This is a genomic window from Microbulbifer pacificus, assembly GCF_002959965.1.
Classification (GTDB): Bacteria; Pseudomonadota; Gammaproteobacteria; order Pseudomonadales; family Cellvibrionaceae; genus Microbulbifer; species Microbulbifer pacificus_A.
Map to the genome: position 1 here is coordinate 2,394,507 of NZ_PREV01000026.1, position 19,087 is coordinate 2,413,593.

A 19,087-nucleotide genomic window follows, 5' to 3' on the forward strand; every position below is an offset into this window, starting at 1 on the left:
GGTAACACCGCGGAAATGGAGTAACGTGATCCTGCGCATCCATAGTTTGCGTGCGCTGCGCTGAGCGGTTGTCGGCGAATAAAAATTAAAAGGTTACGTGCAAAACGCATGATGACCATCCGGATAACAATAACTCCCGGAGCATAGCGATGATTTTTGCCCCAATAATGGCCGGAGTGTCACACTCCGCAGCCACCGTATGCCTGCGCGCGGCCCTGAGCCTTGTCGTCGCACTGGCACTGTGTCTGCCCCTCAACGTGAGCGCGCAAACCTGGTCTGAAGCCTGGTTCCGCGGTACTCCGAACGATTGGGGAACAACTGCGATGACCTACGATACCGGCGCCGGTGTCTGGGTTACCGAGCAGACCTTTGAAGGTGCCAACGCCCGTTTCAAAATCAGCCATTACCAAAACTGGAACGAAGCCTATCCAGCCAGCGACTACCAGGTAGCGAATGGCCGCTATCGCATCACTTTTGACGATGTGAGCAAAGCGATCAGTGTAGCGGAAATTACCGAGCCGCCAGCTGAGGGAGCACCCACCAGCCTGTGCTTCGACAACCCGCAGAATTACGCGGCGCCGCATATCTACTTCTGGAATCCACAGCCGGCGGGCAGTGTCGGTAATCTCCCCGGTTGGCCCGGTCTCGCCATGACCGCAGCGGGAGACAACTACTGCTACGACTTCTCTGCCCATCTCGACAGCGACGTCATGCCGGACTCCCTCAATGTCATTTTCAACAACAACGGCGCACCGCAGACTGCAGACCTGACTTACAGCGGCAACCCCTGCTATATCGGCGGACAGTGGCAGGGAGCGGAAACCTGCGGCCTGGACACCGACCCTGTTGTCGATCAGCCACCCACCACGCGCCCACTACTGGCGCAGCCGCTGAACTTCCCCATTTCCGGCAATGTCTCTGCCGGTAGCTACCGCTTTGAGGTAGCCTACCCGAATCTCCAGGGCCTGTTCATGTCGCCGGTGATGGTAATTCCGGATGGTATCAGTGACCTTTTGTATGTCGTGGATAAAGCCGGCTCCATTTTCGTGGTCCCCAATCGCGAGGATGTGGCACCGGCGGAAGTGCGCGCCTTGCTGGATATCAGTGGCGTGGTGCGCAATTACCACGAGCAGGGTCTGCTCAGCATGGCGTTTGATCCGGACTACGCCAGTAACGGTTTTATCTACATCTATTACATCCACGGTACCGACGACAACGAGCGCGCACCCGACGGCAGTTACGGTGATGCCATTCTTGAGCGCTGGACGGTCAATGATCCGGCAAATCCCACTCAAATACTTGCCGGTTCCCGCGCGGAAATTTTACGGGTGCCCCAGCGTGGTCCGGACCACAAGGGCGGCATGATGCAGTTCCACCCGGAAGAAAAATATCTTTACCTGAGCATCGGCGACGGCGCCTATGGCCACAGCGCCACCATGAGTTATCCCGAGGATCCGCGCACCAACAACGGCGCACAGGAGACCGATAACCTGCTCGGCACCTTCATCCGCATCAAACCGCTGACACAGCCGGTTAATGGAAAATATTACGAGATCCCCGCGGACAATCCCTTCGTCGGCGTGCCCGGCTTTCGGGGTGAAATCTGGTCCTACGGCCACCGCAATCCCTGGCGCTGGAGTTTCGATACCGAGGCTCCCTACACCCTGTGGGAAACCGAAGTGGGACAGGCGGGATTCGAAGAGGTCAACCTGATTGCAAAAGGAAAAAATTACGGCTGGCCCATCTGCGAAGGCACCAATAATCGCGGTGACCTCGGCGGCGATCCGGGTAAAAACTGCAGTACGGATTTCGAGCCGCCGCGAGATGGCTACGCCCATCCCACCGGCTTTTCCATCATTGGCGGTGTGGTGTACAGGGGCAATGCGCTGCCCGGTTTGAGTGGCCATTTCATTTTCGGGGACTATGTCACCAAGCGTATCTGGTCCATCGTTGACGGCGAGGCCAAAGCCCTGATCAGCGATACCTTCCCGGAAAACATCGCTTCATTTGGAACCGACCTGAGCGGCGAAACATTGCTGGTCTCCACATACGGTGTGGAGTACGGCGGTCAATCCACCATTTACAAGGTGGTGGACGACGATGCCGAGGCGGCGGTCATTCCGGCAAAACTTTCTGAAACCGGCCTGTTTTCCAATCTGCAAAATCTGCAGCCGGTAAGTGGTGTGTTGGAGTACGGCCTGAACACCCAAGGGTGGTTCGATGGCGCCAGTACCCGGCACTTCATCGCGTTGCCAAATGATCGTCAGATTGATTTCGCGGCGACGGAAAAATGGGAGCTTCCCGTTGGCACGGTGCTGGTGAAACATCAGAGTATTGCCACCACGGAAAATCCCGCGCAGCCATTCACCACGTCGGTACTGTTCCGACAGGATACCGGCAAGTGGCAGGCGGCGAATTATTACTGGAACAGCACTGGAACCGATGCCGACCTGGTGACCGAGTCTCTCACTGTGATGGACGGTGGTATCGAGAACCGTCAGCGGGTTGTACAGTCTGCCGCCGACTGTGGTTCCTGCCACATCGGAAGTGGCAGTCGCGAGCCTCTTGCTGTACACACCCGTCAATTGAACCGCAATTTCCAATATGGCGAAGGACCGGAGACCATCGCCAACCAGTTGGACGTGTTCAACAGCATCGCACTGTTCACGGAAAATATCGGCAGCGCCGCCGGTCACGCCGCATTTGTGGACGCCGACGATACCGGTGCGGATCTGAACGAGCGCGCGCGCACCTACCTCGCGACTAATTGTTCCCACTGTCATGCCAGCGGGTTTATGGATCTGCGCTACGACACCCCCCTCGACAGCATGCGCCTGGTCAATGTGGAAACCACCGGCGGCGCCGCGCGTCTGCGCCCTTTCGATCACACCAGCAGCTTGGTCTATATCTATCAGACCACCGACAACAATCGCATGCCCAAGGGCACCCGCTATACCAATCCCGTGGCCGAGGTCCTGTTCCTTGAGTGGATAGACGCAGTGAATGCTCAGCAGGTGGGTATCAGCTTACAGGCAGACAGCGAGCGGCTGAACGGTGGTGACGCGCTGACCGTGTATGTGCAAGCCCTGTACGACAACGGTTTTACCACACCGGCAGGCACCGCTCCGAGCGTTGCTTCCACTAACCCGGCGGTGCTGGCTGTTGAATCCGTCAGCGAAGGCGCATTCGTGCTGCGCGCCGGCGATAACGGCAGCGCCACGATTACGGTTCAGCAGGGCGGTTTCAGCGAGTCCCTCGGCATCAGCGTGACCAGTGTGGACACGAGTATTACCCGGCTGGAAATCGCTCCGGTGGATATCGCACTGGATAGTACGCGGCAGTTGGTTGCCTTCGGTGTGCGCGCCGACGGCACCCGTAAAAACCTGTACGGACAGGTGAGCTGGTCGATCGCCAGTGGTCCCGCCAGCGTGGACCAGAGCGGCCTCGTCACCCGCACCGGCACGGGCGTTGTCACCGTGCAGGCCGCAGTCGGTGAATTTATCGCAACCGCCAACCTCGCGGAGGGCTTTGACGGTATCGGACTGCGTTTCGATAACCCGGACAACTGGGCGCAGGTCTATGTGCACCTGTGGATCACCGTGAACGGTCAGGATCAGGCGCTGACCCAGTGGCCGGGAGTGTTGATGGCCGGCCCGGATGCGGACGGCTGGTGGACACATCATGTCGATGAGGAAGACCTGCCGAACGGTGAAGTAAACCTGGTGTTCAACAACGGCAATGGTCAGCAAACCGGAGACCAGCGCAACATTACCGAGTCTTCCAGTTTTGCTGGCGGCACCTGGGAACCCTGGACGCCGGAGACACCCGTCGGCGGTGACACGTCACGGGTCTCGGTCATTGGCGGCACCACCGCGGATGGCGAGCGGGATTACCCGATCGGCAGTGTGATTATCGTGAATGCCGGAGCCCCGCCATTCGGAACCGCGTTTGGTGGCTGGAGCGGCGACGCCGCGCCGTATATTGTCAGCGATCCGTCGCAGCCGCAGATCCAGCTGTTGATTCCGCGGCATGACCTCTCGCTGGTAGCGCTGTTCCCCAGCGTCAATAACACGCACGAAGCCGGGCAGAATTTTTACGCCGCCCAGTGCGCCGGTTGCCACGGTGATCAGGGGCAGGGGGATGTGGCCCCGGCTCTCGCCGGCACCGGTGGCAACTGGCAGCTCGGTGATCTGACGCAGTACATCAAAGACTTCATGCCCATGGATGCCGCCGCCAGTTGCGCAGGCAGTGAGCCTGGAGCATGCGCCTATGAAATCGCGCGGCTGATTGTCGATGAAGCCTGGAGCACAGGTGTTTGCGCCGGCAGCGACTGTGATGGCAGCAACCTGGATGCGCGCAACCTGCGGCTGCTCACCCGCGAGGAATATCTCAACAGCGTTCGGGATGTTTTCGGCATCGACTTTGATGTCTCTCTGATGAATCCGGTACCCGCGGACGGCCGCTATCGCAATTTCGATACGGCGTCTTTCCTCACCGCCGGCAATGACCGTACATTGGGTTACGAACTGGTATCGGGGCAGGTAGCGGATCTGGCTGTTTCCCAATCCGGTTTCGGCAATCTGGTCAGTGGCTGCGGTGATAACCCGTGTGTGGTGGATACCCTCGGCTTCCGCCTGTTCCGCCGTCCGCTGACGGGCGATGAGATCAATCGCTATACCGCACTCTATAGCGCGGAAGACGATGGTCGCCTGCTTATCCAGGCCATGCTGATGTCACCGCATTTTATGTACCGCTCGGAACTCGGCGAACTGGATACATCCACGGGACTTTACCGGCTCACAAACTACGAGATTGCCACGCTGCTGTCCTACACCTTCTGGGTGACCACTCCGGATGACACGCTGTTGCTTGCGGCCAGTGAAGAAGTTTTTGACGTGGAAACCCAGGTGAACCGCCTGTTGGCGGATCCGCGCGCGGAGCGCGGTCTGCGCCGCTTTATCGGTGGTTGGTTGATCAACAATCAGTATCCATTCCCGGCGATCACCAGCGCGGACCTCATTGCGGCCTTCAAGGAAGAGACGGTGGGTTTCGTGCTGGAAAATATTCGCAGTAACAGCGCATTCAGCGAGTTGCTTTCGGCGAATTACACCTGGGCTAACGGCGCACTGGCGGCCCACTACGGGCTCGACAGCAGTAACAGCAACTGGGCGATGCGCACGTTCGCCGCGGGAGATCCGCGCAGTGGCAGTGGCCTGTTGGGCCACGGCAGTTTCCTCGCCTCACGCACCAGTACCGTCAATCCGGCGCCGATCAAGCGCGGCGTTTACGTGCGCGAAGTGTTGATGTGCCAGGAATTCCCGCCGCCCGCGGCCGCGGACTTTAACGTGGTATTTGAAGATACCGACAGCAACCGCGAGGCCACCGCGCGGCATACGTCCGATCCCGCCTGTTCCGCCTGCCACCAGTTTATCGACGGCGTGGGTTTCGGTTTCGAACGCTTCGGCAGCGACGCCCTGTACCGCACCATCGAAACCATTGGCACCGGCGAGCAACGGGAAATCGACGATAGCGGCAGTATCAAGAGCCTGTACACCCCGGCCACGGTCATGGATCCCACCAGTCCAAGTTACGATTTTTACTCGGTGCCGGAGCTGGCGTCACTCATCGCCGGCAGTGATCAGGGCGAGGCCTGCTTTGCGCGACAGTTCTACCGCTATGTGGTGGGACGGGAAGAGGGCGTCAGTGATGATGTGATCATTCATCAGGTCAGTGAAGATCTGCGCAATGGTGGTGGTATGCGCGATATGTTGCGCACTCTGACACTGTCTGACGCCTTCATCCTGCGCCGTTGAAATTCGGGAGATAAGAATAATGAAACTGCTGAATAAATTTGGCTTCACCTCCGTCAGGGAATCCACCCGTCAGTCGCGTAGAAAATTCCTGCGCAATCTGGCGCAGGCCGGAATGCTGCTGCCGCTCGCCGGCAGTATGCTCGGGCAACGGGTATTTGCGCAGAGTGGCAGCGCGCAGCGGGTGCTGTTCCTTTACTATCCCAACGGCGTGGTGCCTTATAACTGGCTGCCTCAACAGGGGCCGGGGAGTATCAGCGGCAGTCAGGAACTGAGTTTTGGGCTTGGTCCGCTCGCGCCCTGGCACAACCGTATGATCGTGTTGCAGAACCTCACACTGGATATCGGCAGCGGCGCCGGTGCCCACTACAACGATATGCGCGGCATTTTGACCGGCAACAATCAGATCAGTCGCGAGAGCGCCAGTATCGATCACCTGATTGCCGAACAGCTGGGCAGCGAAGGGGTGTTGAGCCTCGGTGTGCGCACTGGCAGTCGCTCGGATATCATGATTTCCAAACCACGCGGCTATGCCAGTGAAGCCCGTCCCATTCCCAACAACGATCCGGCGGATGCCGCGCAAAAGCTGTCGGTGGGAATTGCCGGCGGTGGAAGTGCCGGTAGCAATGGCGACAAGCAGGCATACTATGAAGCCATTCTGAATGACTTCGACAGCCTCGCCGATGTCACCCTGGAAAACGCGCGCCGCGACAAACTCACGCTGCACGAAAATGCATTGAAACGCCTGCGGGATCTCGCCGGAAACCAGGTGGGCGAGTGCAGTTTCAACACCAATGTGATGAGTGACCCCTATTACAATTCCAGCAGCCAGCTCACACCAGCGGAGTGGCAGATGTTTCCCCACCTGGCGCGGGCGCAGGTGGAGAATATTGTCGGAGCGTTTTCCTGTGGCCTGCATCGAGTCGCCACCCTGCAACTTTCCAAGGGGGATGAAAACGGCAACCTGGTGAACTATTCCTACGACGAGTGCTGGCAGATGGCCCAGGACGCCATCAGTCAGGGCATCCAGCACAGCAACGGCAGCGGTCCCGTCGGTCCCATTACCCGCTGGTACAACGAATTTGCCAGCCACAGTGCTTCCCACCGCCCAGGCGACGTCCCGCATACTGCACAGGTGCGCTGGTATCACGCACTGCTCGCCTACACCCTGCAACAATTGGATAACAGAGGCCTGTTGGACGACACGCTGGTGGTGATGTTTTCGGAAGTCGGCGACGGCTCCAAACACGGCGGCGCCGCCGGCGCCGTCACCCTTGCCGGTGGTGCCGGTGGTGCGCTGCAGATGGGGCGCATCATCAACTGCGGAGACGGCGTCAACAACGGCCAGCGAATCTATGGCAGCCATCAACTGTTCGGCGATGTGGCGCGGTATATGGGAGTAAATAATCTTCCAGAGAGCCATTGGTCAGGTGGGGTTGTATAAATCACTACTAACAGAAGGTCGGCTGCGGCAGGATCTACTTGGTACTTTTGAGCCAAATTAAATGTCGGAACTGTTAAGCACGACTGGAGTTCGTGCTTTTCTGACGTTGACGGATTGGTAAAATCAGCTCCGGTTTCAAGGAGTGGAAACATGACAATCCAGTACAAAGTGGGGCTGAACGCCCCTAACCTACGAGAGGACGTTCGTCGCATCCAAAATTTGCTCAATCGGGCGTTGAAGACATTTCCTCGTATTCATGGCGCGTATAAACCTCTCGCCGACGACGGTAAATGTGGAAAGCTTACACTCGAAGCAATCAAAGTATTTCAGGAAAAGATAATGGGTTTCCGCTACCCAGATCAGGTAGTGGACCCGGGTGGTAAAACCTGGAAAAAATTAAATGGGAATGTGCCTGATGTGAGCACGCTTTCCGTCAAGGCTTCCGAATGGAGTTCCTCTTCCATTCAGTCTTGGCTCAATGAGCAGATCCCGCAATCGGTGATTCAGCAGTACCATGACGTAGACCGTCGTTTGAACATCCTATCTGCCCGTCCGGCAACACGTCTGGCCAAATTACCCAATCAAAGCGGGTCGACCAAAGACCGCTCGGTTATCGCCTTCCGTCAGGGGGACGAGCGCTGGGGGGCGAGCAAGCTTGGATTTGGTAACGGAACAATCCACCAATATGGTTGTACCATGACCAGTTTGACCATGGCTGCGACTTATCTCGGTAGTGCCAATAGCCATTGGCCAGAAAATATGCAACCTTCTCAACTGACGCCGTTGGTTGCCAACGAAATCCTGAAGAAAGCCCAGGCTTTCCAGCCCGGTACCGTAAACATGTACGTCACGCTGGGTGCGAAAGCGCTCGGCATGGAAGGCAAGGATAGCGGTGTGGGAATCAGGATTCAGCAAAGTGATCTGCAGTCTATCGACCATTGTCTTCAAAAGGGTGGCCTGGTGTTGGCGCACGTTGACTATAAAAAAGACTGGATCGGCGATCATTGGATTCTGATTTCCAGGAAAAACTCGCAGGGAGAGTATCAGGCAATCGACCCTACTTATGGAAAGCATATGATTCTGTATGCATCGCCCGATGGCGGTATTCCGGTTCAACCTCATGTGGTGCTGTACGGAAGAAATAGTAGTTGGATCGATAAAACTCCAGAAAACGTAAAGCGATATCGAGTTGTACGCTATCTGACACTCCATGATGCTAAAGAAAAAAACGGAGGTTAAATTATGAATTGTAAATCCAGAATTTTTAGCCTCGCGGCTGTGGTAGCTTTGGTAGCATGCGGTAAACCAGTAGCTGAAACTAGTTCCGGATACCCGGATAAATATGAAACCGGCTCTGAAAGGCAGGTCATGCAACTGGTGTTCAATGATGGTTGCGCGAGCTGGAACGGAGCCTCAATCAGAGTTTCTACTTTTGAGGGCTACTGGACATTGAGTCGTTATTCCAGTCAGCGATGCACGGCCCCGGCTCTTTTTGAACAGCAATTTGAGATGGACAGTCAGTTCATTGGATTTTGGGAAAACACGCTGGTTATAGACGTGGGTACTGCGGATGCCGATAGAGAAATGTATTTATTGGACGGAGGTTCTGGAGAACGAATTGGTGAAATTTGGTACGTGGGTGAGCCTTTGTTTGGAAAAACAGGCATCACTTTTTACGAGCCAACACGTGAACAGGCAATATTGGATGAGTGTCCGCAAAAACGCGAGGAATTAAACCGTTGGCAGGATCAGGGGGCGATGATCATGTATGCCAGCAAGAAGCGGTTTGACCTGAAGACTCGTAATACGAATGCGCTAGAAGAAAAAGGTTGCTATGCCATGCGCTAGGGCTGCGGCGATATTGAGTCGAAGAGCCAGGTAGTGAAGACTACCTGGCTTTTTACATTTTACTTACTGCACTGAGGGAAGATTCTGAAGGGCGTTTTTCAGCTCGCGCAGTTTCTCCTTCACCCGCGCTGCGTTGTCCGGTCCGATGCGGATCATTAATTTGTGCAGCCCTGGCATTTTCTCCAGCTTCTCATCGGCAAACTTGTAGTACACGGTGGGGCGTACGAGTTTTATCGGGCCTTCGATTTCCGGCGCATTCAGAGCCTGGTCAATGGCGGCGAGGAGAGCGGCGTGGAAGTTTTTGTTCTTGAGGCCGAGTTCACCATAGGCTTGCTTCAGGCGCGGGTACCAGAACTGGTAGAGGCCGACGGCCTTGTCGGTATCCACCATCGCAAACAGGCGCACGGGCTGGTCGTAACGCTGATAGTTTTCCTGAGACAGCACATAGACTTTCTGACCGTCAGTGCGGGTTTCCAGCTCTTTAACGGCAATGTTGCCTTCCAGATTATTGAACGGGCGGTTCTTTGGCATCAGGTCGCCTTTAGTCGCGGTGTTAACCGCGGCGACCCATTTGCGCACCACTTCGTCGGGCACGATCCACTTGGCCAGTGCGCCATTGGCGGACAGGCTGATGATGTCTTTGCGGGCTTCGCTGTCACTGTCATTCAGGGCGGGGAGCTTGCGCGGTTCTTCTTTGGGCGCGGCGGGTTCAGGCGCCGGCGGAATGTCTGGCTCTGGTTCTTCCAGATCGACGGTAGGCTTGGTTTCCGGGGCCGGTTCAGTGATGGGGGCGGGAACCTCGGGTTTGGGAATATCCCGTACGGCAAACCAGTAGATTCCGAAAGCCACCGCCGCCGTAATCAGCAGGGCGATCAGCCAATCCTTAATAAAGCCACCCATTTACATGTCCTCCCGTTGATAACTGCGCACTACGTATGGCGCGGTTGTGTTCAGTGTAAACCACTGACTGTGAGGTCTGAGACAGTATCAGGTTGGGAAGGTTTCGCCTACCTGTACGGGGGGCGGGGCACGAAGCAGGGGCGGGACGCTAAGCCGGAGACGGCGCGACACAGAGACAGGGGCGCGAGTGCGCCCCTGGCAGGACTCAAAGGCGAATTTTCAGGATCTGCCCCGACAGACCGGAAAGCTCCACGGCTACAGACCCGGTGAGGTCGTCGGCAACGGTCACCTCAGCACTTCCACTCTCCAGCTGGTTGACAAGGGTGTACTTACCCGGCTTCAGTTTCCATGCGTCAACCAGTTCTTTCGGCAGACCCAGGGTCACGGTGCTGGCACTGTCGGCGAAGTTTGCGATGACCAGCAGGCGGTCGTCGCCGTTCCAGCGTGCGAAGCTGTATTGCTGCTCACCGTAATTGTCGCCGTGCGCGCGGTTGTAACGGTGCAGATCCAGATACTCACCGGTGAGGGCTGGGCTCTGGTGGGAAAAGTTCAGCAGTTTGCCATAGAAATCCCGCAGGGATTTTTCGCCATCGCTGAGGTTCTCGCTATTGTACTGGCCGTCGTTATTCCAGCGGCGAATGCTGGGGACCGACCAGTAATCGAAGATGGTGGTGCGGCTGGTTCTGCCAAAACCGGCATCGCCAGTGCCGGCTTCACCCAGTTCCTGGCCGAAGTAGACAAGCGTGGGCGCGCCGCTGATGGTGGCGGAAACGATCATCGCGGGGATACCGGCGCGGGGATCACCGGCAAATTCCGGGCTGGCAATGCGCTGCTCATCGTGGTTTTCCATAAAGCGCAGCATGTGCGCCTCGATCCCGCTCAGACTTTGCTGGATATCTACCAGCGGGTCGGTGCCGGCCTTGTCTTCCATCACTGCGCGAATGGCATCGTAGGTGCCTACCTTGTCGTAGAGGTAATCCATCTTGCCGAGGTGAATGTAATCGCGGTACTTCTCCGGCTCATAGATTTCGGCGAGCAGCAGGGTGTCGGGCTTCTGCATCTTGATGCTGGAATTGAGGTAGCTCCAGAACTCCACCGGCACCATGCCGGACATGTCGTAGCGGAAGCCATCGATGCCGAAGGTGAGCCAGTAGTCGGTGATCTCGCGGAATTTTTTCCAGCTGCTGGGCACGTCCTTGCCCGCCCAGAACTGGGCATGGGCGCGGTAGTCTTTCTGTGCATAGTCTGCGGGCAAGGTCGCGAAGTCATGGCTGCCGTCCGGGCGCACGCCGAAGTTGATTTTCACCGTCTCGTACCAGTCGCCCTGTTCCGGTTGCGGGGCACGGCTGCCATTGCCGGTCCATTTGGCCGGAATTTCGGAGAAGGTACCGTCGACCAGATCGTGAGCTTCACCGTTCAGGGGGCGGTAGCCGTCGTCGGCGACCGGGACCTGGAAAGGCTCGCCGGGGACATAGTAAAAGTTGTTGTCGCGGGCGTAGGCCACACTGGTGTCGTCGTCGGCGCCGAAATCGCGCACGCCCTCGGGCTTGTCGAGAGACTGGTAATTGCGCGCAACGTGATTGGGTACGATGTCGATGATGACTTTGAGACCGGCCCTGTGGGAGCGCTCGATCAGTGCTTTGAATTCCTCAAGACGCTTTGCCGGATTGTCGGCCAGGTCGGGGTTTACGCTGTAATAGTCCTTGATGGCATAGGGGGAACCGGCGCGCCCCTTGACCACATCCGGATCGTCATTGGCGATACCGAATTCGGTGTAGTCGCGCACCACTGCGTGGTGCAGGGAGCCGGTGTACCAGATGTAGTCCGCTCCCAGCGCGCGGATTTCTGCCAGTGCCTTGGGGGTAAAGTCACTGAACTTACCCACGCCGTTTTCTTCGATGGTGCCCCAGGGCTTGTTGGTGGGATTGGTGTTGCCAAACAGACGCGGCATGACCTGGTAAATCACAGGCTTGCCGGTGGTGGTGGCGCTAATTGCCTGTGGTTCTTTGGCTTGCGTGGCTTCGGTTTTTGAATCGCAGGCGGTCAGGGCGCTGGCGGCAATCGACGATGCCAGGATTAGCTGAATAAATCTGTTCATGGTCAGTATCTTTTTGAATTAATGGCTGACAGTGAGAGGAAGTTCGCTTCCGTCCCATTCGAATTTCACGCGCAGGGTGTTGTTGCGCTTGTCGAAGTAGGCGGTACTGCCTGCGAGATCTTTCTCACGCTCGACAAGTGCAATCTGCTGTTCGCCGATCTGTATCTGTTTCGGCAGCTGACCCCAGTTGTGCAGCACCAGGTCGAGTGTGCGGGTGGTCGGTGCCCCGGCATAACCCTTGCCATCGCTGGCGAAGGTGAAGCGGGTGGCGGTCTCGCTGCGTTCGCCGGTAAAGGTCAGCTTCTGGTAGGCGCCTTTGGCGAAGGCATCCGCAGTAGCGCCGTCATCCTCGTAGACATAACCCGAAGACTGCGTCACCGACTCGTGGGCGTAATAGTCGAGACGCAGCTGGTGGCTGGAGTATTCGCGGGTATTTTTCATGTCCGGTACTGTGGGAATAAATGCACCGGCGCGCACCAGTACCGGGATGGTTTCCAGATCCACTTTTACCCGGGCGCTGTCACCGCCGTACTGGTTGTCGTTCCAGTAATCGAACCAGACACCGCCAGGCAATTGGACGCGGACTTCTCTGGTGCCAGCATCGGTCACCGGTGCCACCAGAAAGTCGTTGCCCCACAGGTAGGCTTCCTTGTTGTCCATCAGTGCCAGGTTGTTTTCATTGTCAAAAAACAGCGGGCGCATCAGCGGCATGCCGGTCTGGCTGTTTTCGAATGCCAGGGTGTAGTTGTAGGGTAACAGGCGGTAGCGCAGCTTGACGTACTCGCGGAGGATGTCGCGGGTTTTGCGGTCGTGGAATACCGGCTCGGGGGCGATGTGCTCCTGCGCGTGCGGGCGGTATACCGGCTGGAACACGCCGTACTGCAACCAGCGGATATACAGCTCGCGATCGAATTTTTCACCGCCGGCAAAACCGCCCAGATCCGAGTGGGTGTAGCCGAAGCCCAGCAGGCCCATCTGCAGCGACAGTTCCACCTGCGGTTTGAGTCCGCCCCACTCGCGGGAGACGTCGCCGGTCCAGGGGATCATGCCGAAGCGCTGGGAGCCGGGGAAGCCGGCGCGCATCATGATGAACGGGCGTGTATCACGGTTCGCTGCCTTTTCTTCGTCGAACAGCATCTGCGCCCAGCGGTGGCCGTAGGCGTTGTGGATTTCATCCGCCATACCCACCGCGTGCACGGTGTCGGACGGGTGCACTTCCGGCTCACCGAGGTCGCCCCACCAGCCGGCCACCCCCTGTTGTTTCAGGCCTTTGTAAATATTCCAGAACCAGTCGCGGCCGTCTGCGGAGAACACATCGATCAGGCCGGTGTTGCCGAAATAGAAATCAAATTTCTTTGGCTCACCGGCGAGGTTTTTCGCCAGCGCATTGCCAGCCACCGCGCTGTCCCAGCGCTCGGACGTGGAGAGCACAAAAGGCTCGGTCACCAGAATGGTGTTGATGCCCCGCTCGCGCAGGTCTGACATCATCCCGACCGGGTTGGGGAAGGCCTTGTTGTCCCACGCCAGGTTGCCCATGTGCCCCTGGATATCCGGGCCGAACCAGTAGAGATCCAGCACCAGTGCGTCCAGCGGGAAATCCTCTGCGCGGAATTTCTCCACCACGTCGCGCACTTCCTGCTCGGTGCGATAGCCAAAGCGGGAGGCGAAGTTACCGAACGCCCAGCGCGGCGGCATCGGCTGGCGGCCGGTCACATCCACGTAATGTTCAATCAGCTGCGGATAAGTGTTGCCCGCCACCACGATGTAGCTGGTGCGCCCGCCCACGGCCTCGAACTGCATTACGTCTTTTTCACTGGCGCCGAGATCCATGGTGCCGGTGGCGCTGTTGTCGAACAGCAGAATGTATTTGTTGCTGCTCATGACCGCCGGCAGGCCGAAGTACATCTGCTCGGATTCGGTGGTGTAGCCGTAGTGGGCCTTGTTATAGAGCGGCAGGCGGTGACCGCGACGATCCATACCCAGCACCCGCTGGCCGCCACCGATCAGCTTTTCCTGTTCGGCGAGGTTGAAGCGGAATCCGCGCATGGTCTGATTGGCGAAGAAGCCGTGTTCTTCGCCGAGCAGCGGTTTGCCATTGCGCAGGTATTCGATGGCGAAGGGCATCTTGTGGATAACCGCGGTCAGTTCACCCAGGGAGTAGCGCAGCGCTTCTTCGGAAACGTGCAGCTGTGCCTGCACATCGCTTTTCAGTTTTTCCGCGCGTGCAAAAGAGGGCAGTTGTTTGAGCCCTTCTCGCTGGTAGTGAATTTCCAGTGCGGCGTTGTTCAGGGGGGTGAGCGTCACCTCGCTGTCGCTGGTCTGGATCACCAGTTTGTCATCGAGCAGCTGGTGGCTCAGGTAACTGCGGCCGGTGTCCGAGCTTGCAACAGAAATGGTTTCTGCGAGTGCCGGTTGCACAGCGGTGGCCAGCAGGGCCGCCAGCCCGAGTTTTCGGATCAGTCTTTTGGACTTTTTGCTGTTATCTGCTTTCATCGTCGCTTTCATTACGTTTTTTTAAGATGGTTTCGTTATTTAGCGTATTTCTGCAACCAGTACATCGCCGGGGGCGACAACCAGTTCACTCAGGGAAATGGATTTGCCATTCGCGATATCGGTAGCGGTGGACTTGTTGCCGAGCATCTCCGCAAGACGCGCCGCTGGCAGTTCCCGCGGTTTGTCGCTCTTGTTGATGGCCACCATCACCGTGTCTTTATCGTCGTAGCGGAAGTACACATAGAGTCCGTCGATGGGCGCAAAGTGCTTGAGCTTGCCGCTGTGGATAACGTTTTTATCCCTGCGCCAGTTGAACAGGGTGCGCACAAAGTGCTGAGCCTCCTGTTGCGTTTTGTTCAGATTTTTGCCGGTAAAGGCGTTGACCTTGTCGCCCGTCCAGCCGCCGGGGAAGTCGCTGCGTACGACGCCGTCGTCCCGCTGCTTGGGGCTTTTTGCGAGGATTTCGTCGCCGTAGTAGAACTGCGGTATTCCGCGCATGGTGGCGAGGTAGGCCACGGCCATACGGAATTTGCCCGGGTCTTCATCCAGCTGGCTGAACAGGCGGCTGGTGTCGTGGTTACCACCAAAGATGACCAGATTGTTTGGGTCGGGGTAGAGCACATCGTTGGCGAGGGATTCGTACAGGGTGACGAGGCCGGTACTCCAGCTCTCCGGTTTTTCCAGGCCGTCGCGCAGTCCGTAGTGCAGGGGGAAGTCCATCATGCTCGGCACATGGGACACATAGCCATTGCGGTTGTTATTGCCCGCCTGCCAGTAGGCCACCAGTGCCGGCTGCCGCGTCCACTCCTCACCGACGATATTGAGATTCGGGTATTCGCGCATCATGCGCGCGGACCAGTCGGTGAGAAAGGCCGCATCGGAGTAGGCATAGGTATCCACGCGGATACCGGACAGGTCTGCGTATTCCACCCACCAGATGGCGTTCTGGATCAGGTAATTGGCCATGCGCGGATTGCGCTGGTTGGGATCGGGCATGGAGTCCACAAACCAGCCATCGGTAAACAACTGGTGGTCTTTGTGGCTGGCGTAGGGGTCCATGTGCACAGTGCGCGCGTGGTTGGTGTATTCGTATTCACCCTTCTCAATGCCTTTGCCGTTCAGCCAGTCGTTGCCCGGCAGATCCTTGAGCCACCAGTGCCCGCTGCCGATATGGTTTGGCACCATGTCCTGAATGACGCCGATGCCTTTTTCTTTCGCCGCCGCCACAAACGCGCGGAAACTCTCGTTGCTGCCATAGCGGGGATCGATACGGTAGTAATCCGTGGCGGAGTAGCCGTGGTAGGAGTATTCCGGCTGGTTGTTTTCGATCAGCGGGTTGGGCCAGATCTGGGTGAAGCCCATATCGGCGATGTAGTCGAGATGCTGCTGCATACCGGCGATGTCGCCCCCGTGACGGCCGCCGGGACTGCTGCGGTCGGGGCCTTCCAGCATATCCGCGGTGCGGTCGTTGCCGGTGTCGCCGTTGGCAAAACGGTCCGGGGTGATCAGGTAGATGACATCGCTGCTGTCGAAGCCCTTGCGATCGGCGGAGCCGGTGCGGCGCGGTTTCAACTCGTAACGGAGGTTGTGCTTCCAGTCACCCTTCTGCAGATGGATCTGCAGTGTACCCGGCTCGGCACGCTCGCTCACGGCGAGGTTGATAAACAGATAGTTGGGGTTCTGTTCGCGTTCAGTGCCGGTCACGGTTACACCGGGGTAGTCGAGACTGACCTCGGCATCGGCCAGATCGCGGCCGTGCAGCATCAGCTGGAGATGGGGCTCCGCCATATCGGTCCACCAGAAGGGCGGCTCGGTACGTCCCAGTTGCGGTGATTGCTCGGCCTGGGAGCAGGCGGAGGTGAGTGGCAGGGTCAGCACGAACATCAGGCTGGCGGCCAGGCGGCTTGCGGGCTTGGACATGGCGGGAACCTGTATTACCTGTCAGGAGTGATTCGAGTTATTTTCCCCATTGTGCCCAAGGCTGTCGCGCCTGTTATCCCCCTCCACCGAGGGGGAGCTCCCGCCACTTCGCCATTTTCCGGCCTGGCGCGTATTTTCTCCACGCCCCTGCAGGGGAGGAGGCCTCCCCCCACCTGAATTCGCGACCATGCGGGCGGGATCATGCTTTGATCCGGCGATGTACATAAAAATAATCCACCGCGAGATGATGAAAATGTTCAAGAAAACTCTGGCCCTGGCCGGGCTGCTGCTCTGTGCAAGCACCGCCGCCCAGGCCGAATGGTACCTGCGCGGTACCCACAACAACTGGCAGGCCGACCAGATGCAGAATCTGGGCAGCAATACTGTGCTGGCGGACGACGTGGTGTTTGCCAGTGCCGGCGAGATAAAGTTCGACCGCTGGGGTGACTGGAGCGAGAACTACGGCGCCAATGGTCAGCAGGGTGGGAACAATATCCCTGTGCCGGCCGGTACCTGGGATATCAAGTTCTACACCGATACCCACGACTACCACATCCTCCCCGCCGAAGACCCGGTTACACCGGGGCTCTCCCTGCACTTGCGCGGCACCCACAATGGCTGGGCGGCCGGTGACCTGATGACCCGCGTCGGCGAGACCGACGAGTACGAGGCGTGTCGCAACTTCGCCAGCGGTGACGGCAACGGCGGCCCGCGTTTCAAGATCGATCCCAGTGGCAGCTGGGCCGGTAGCCAGTTCCCCGCGCAGGATGTGGCCGCCGGCGGCTGGACCCATGTCGTTGCCAATGGTGCGAACAGCAGTGTGGTGAGCGTCACCACCGGTCTGGGTGAGAACTGCGGTGCGGTCGAACCGGATTCCGATAATGACGGGGTGCCCGACAGTCAGGACGACTGCCCGAACACCCCCGCGGGCACCAGCGTCGATGCCAGTGGCTGTGAAGTGGTACAGCCCGAGACATCCGACTTCCGCAACCGCAGCATGTACTTCGTGTTTGTGGACCGCTTTGCCAACGGCGATACCGGTAACGACAACGGCAACAACGCCGCGGCTACCTCCAGCAGTAAATCCGCTGGCGGCCTGTCCGAGTGGAAAAAATACTGGGGCGGCGATATCCAGGGCCTGATCGACAAGCTCGATTACCTGCAGGCGCTGGGGGTGACCGCCATCTGGGTAACCCCGCTGAACGACAACATCGACGCGTCCGGCAGCGATGGAGCTTACCACGGTTACTGGGGGCGTGACTTCTATGAAGTGGATGAACACCTGGGCGACTGGGCGTTAGTCGACCAGCTGGATGCGGCAATGGAAGCCCGCGGTATGAAACTGGTGCTGGATATCGCCCTCAACCACTCCAACCAGGACGACCAGTACGAGTTCGGCGCGCTCTACAAAGAAGGAGTATTCCTCACCGACGTAAACCAGGACAACGGCACCTGGTATCACCACAACGGCGCCATCGCCGACTGTGGCGACAGCAATCCGTCCACCACCTGCGGCGGCGAGTGGGACGATCCCTGGGCCTTCCGCAACAAAACCCTGTTCAACCTCACCGACTTCAACCACGGCGTCGGCGGCAACAGCACCGCAGACCAGTACCTGATCGATGCGGCGCTCAAGTGGATGAGCCACGGTGTGGACGCCTTCCGTATCGACGCGATCAAGCACATCGAGCCGAGTTTCATCAACCGTTTCTCCGCCGCGGTGCGCGCGCAGAATCCGGATGTGTATATCTTCGGTGAGTGGTATGGCGCCGGTGCCGGCGACAGTCTGTCCATGCAGTTCCTGAACGAAGATCGCGGTTCCGAGCTGCTCGATTTCCGGCTGCGCAACCATATCGAACAGGCCATCGCCGGCGATATCACCATGACCCAGCTGAACACCCACATCGAATCCCGCGCCGGCGCCATGAACGGCCGCGAAAGCTGGCAGCCGATTTTTCTCGATAACCACGATGCCACCCGCACCAGCGTATTCCTGCAGACTACCGGTCCGGTAGACAACGGCCGCACCGGCAAGGGCTTTTCCAAGTCGCTGGCCGACGCGCGCCAGAACCTGGGTATGGCACTGGTGATGACCCTGCCGGGTATCCCGACGATCTATTACGGTACCGAGCAGAACAGCACCTGGTTTACTGCCAATGGCGACGGCCAGGTGGGGCACGACCCCTACAACCGCGAAGGCATGCCCTCGTTCAGCCAGACTACACCCGCGTTTACCATGATCAGCGCACTGGCCAACCTGCGCGCACAGAGCCCGGCTCTGGCCTCGGGCTCGTATCAGGAGCGCTGGATCAATCAGGATATTCTGGTGTTCGAGCGAATCTCCGGCAGTGACGTGGTGATGGTCGCAGTAAACCGCGGCGGCAGCACCTCGATCAATGTGAGCAATCTGGCGCTGGCCGATGGTCAGTACACCAGTCTGGTGGGTGGCGATTCTGTAAACGTGAGCGGTGGCTCCGCGGTACTGAATCTCAGCGCCAATGAAGTGATCGTGCTGCATTGAAACGCTAAAACCCGCGTATAACGGAAAAGGCCCCGGAATGATTCCCGGGGCCT

Annotated in this window: 9 protein-coding genes; 5 read left to right on the top strand and 4 right to left on the bottom strand. The window is 58.2% G+C overall.

Translation table 11 applies throughout. The features are described 5' to 3' along the window. Window positions 1-149 precede the first annotated feature (149 nt). The 4 genes from C3938_RS10275 to C3938_RS17850 all read left to right on the top strand — a co-directional run bounded on the left by C3938_RS10275 (window position 150) and on the right by C3938_RS17850 (window position 9,102). Entirely contained in the window at window positions 150-5,813 is a 5,664-nt protein-coding gene (locus C3938_RS10275; RefSeq protein WP_105103029.1) for a PQQ-dependent sugar dehydrogenase, read from the top strand. 19 nt (window positions 5,814-5,832) lie between these two features. After that, window positions 5,833-7,254 (top strand): DUF1552 domain-containing protein, encoded by a 1,422-nt coding sequence (locus C3938_RS10280; RefSeq protein ID WP_105103030.1) that lies wholly within the window; start codon window positions 5,833-5,835, stop codon window positions 7,252-7,254. A gap of 150 nt (window positions 7,255-7,404) precedes the next feature. Then, window positions 7,405-8,493 (top strand): peptidoglycan-binding domain-containing protein, encoded by a 1,089-nt coding sequence (locus tag C3938_RS10285; RefSeq protein ID WP_105103031.1) that lies wholly within the window; start codon window positions 7,405-7,407, stop codon window positions 8,491-8,493. A 3-nt stretch (window positions 8,494-8,496) separates the two neighbouring features. After that, on the top strand, window positions 8,497-9,102 hold the full coding sequence (locus tag C3938_RS17850) for a hypothetical protein (protein WP_158681640.1): 606 nt from the start codon (window positions 8,497-8,499) through the stop codon (window positions 9,100-9,102). 63 nt (window positions 9,103-9,165) lie between these two features. On the opposite strand, the gene C3938_RS10295 is transcribed toward C3938_RS17850, so the two are convergent. From C3938_RS10295 to C3938_RS10310, 4 genes are all read right to left on the bottom strand, one after another. After that, the gene (locus tag C3938_RS10295; protein WP_105103033.1) at window positions 9,166-10,002 is read right to left on the bottom strand and encodes a DUF3014 domain-containing protein; all 837 of its coding nucleotides are present in this window, start codon (window positions 10,000-10,002) and stop codon (window positions 9,166-9,168) included. A gap of 205 nt (window positions 10,003-10,207) precedes the next feature. Continuing rightward, window positions 10,208-12,100 (bottom strand): alpha-amylase family glycosyl hydrolase, encoded by a 1,893-nt coding sequence (locus C3938_RS10300; protein WP_105103034.1) that lies wholly within the window; start codon window positions 12,098-12,100, stop codon window positions 10,208-10,210. A gap of 18 nt (window positions 12,101-12,118) precedes the next feature. Beyond that, window positions 12,119-14,593, bottom strand: coding sequence for a TIM-barrel domain-containing protein (locus tag C3938_RS10305; protein WP_105103035.1), 2,475 nt, complete (start codon window positions 14,591-14,593; stop codon window positions 12,119-12,121). 39 nt (window positions 14,594-14,632) lie between these two features. Continuing rightward, window positions 14,633-16,513: a glycoside hydrolase family 13 protein gene (locus C3938_RS10310; RefSeq protein WP_105103036.1), complete on the bottom strand. Its 1,881-nt coding sequence runs from the start codon at window positions 16,511-16,513 to the stop codon at window positions 14,633-14,635. Between the two features lie 253 nt (window positions 16,514-16,766). On the opposite strand from C3938_RS10310, the gene C3938_RS10315 reads away from it, so the two are divergent. After that, entirely contained in the window at window positions 16,767-19,034 is a 2,268-nt protein-coding gene (locus C3938_RS10315) for an alpha-amylase family glycosyl hydrolase (RefSeq protein WP_325027385.1), read from the top strand. Window positions 19,035-19,087: the final 53 nt, after the last annotated feature.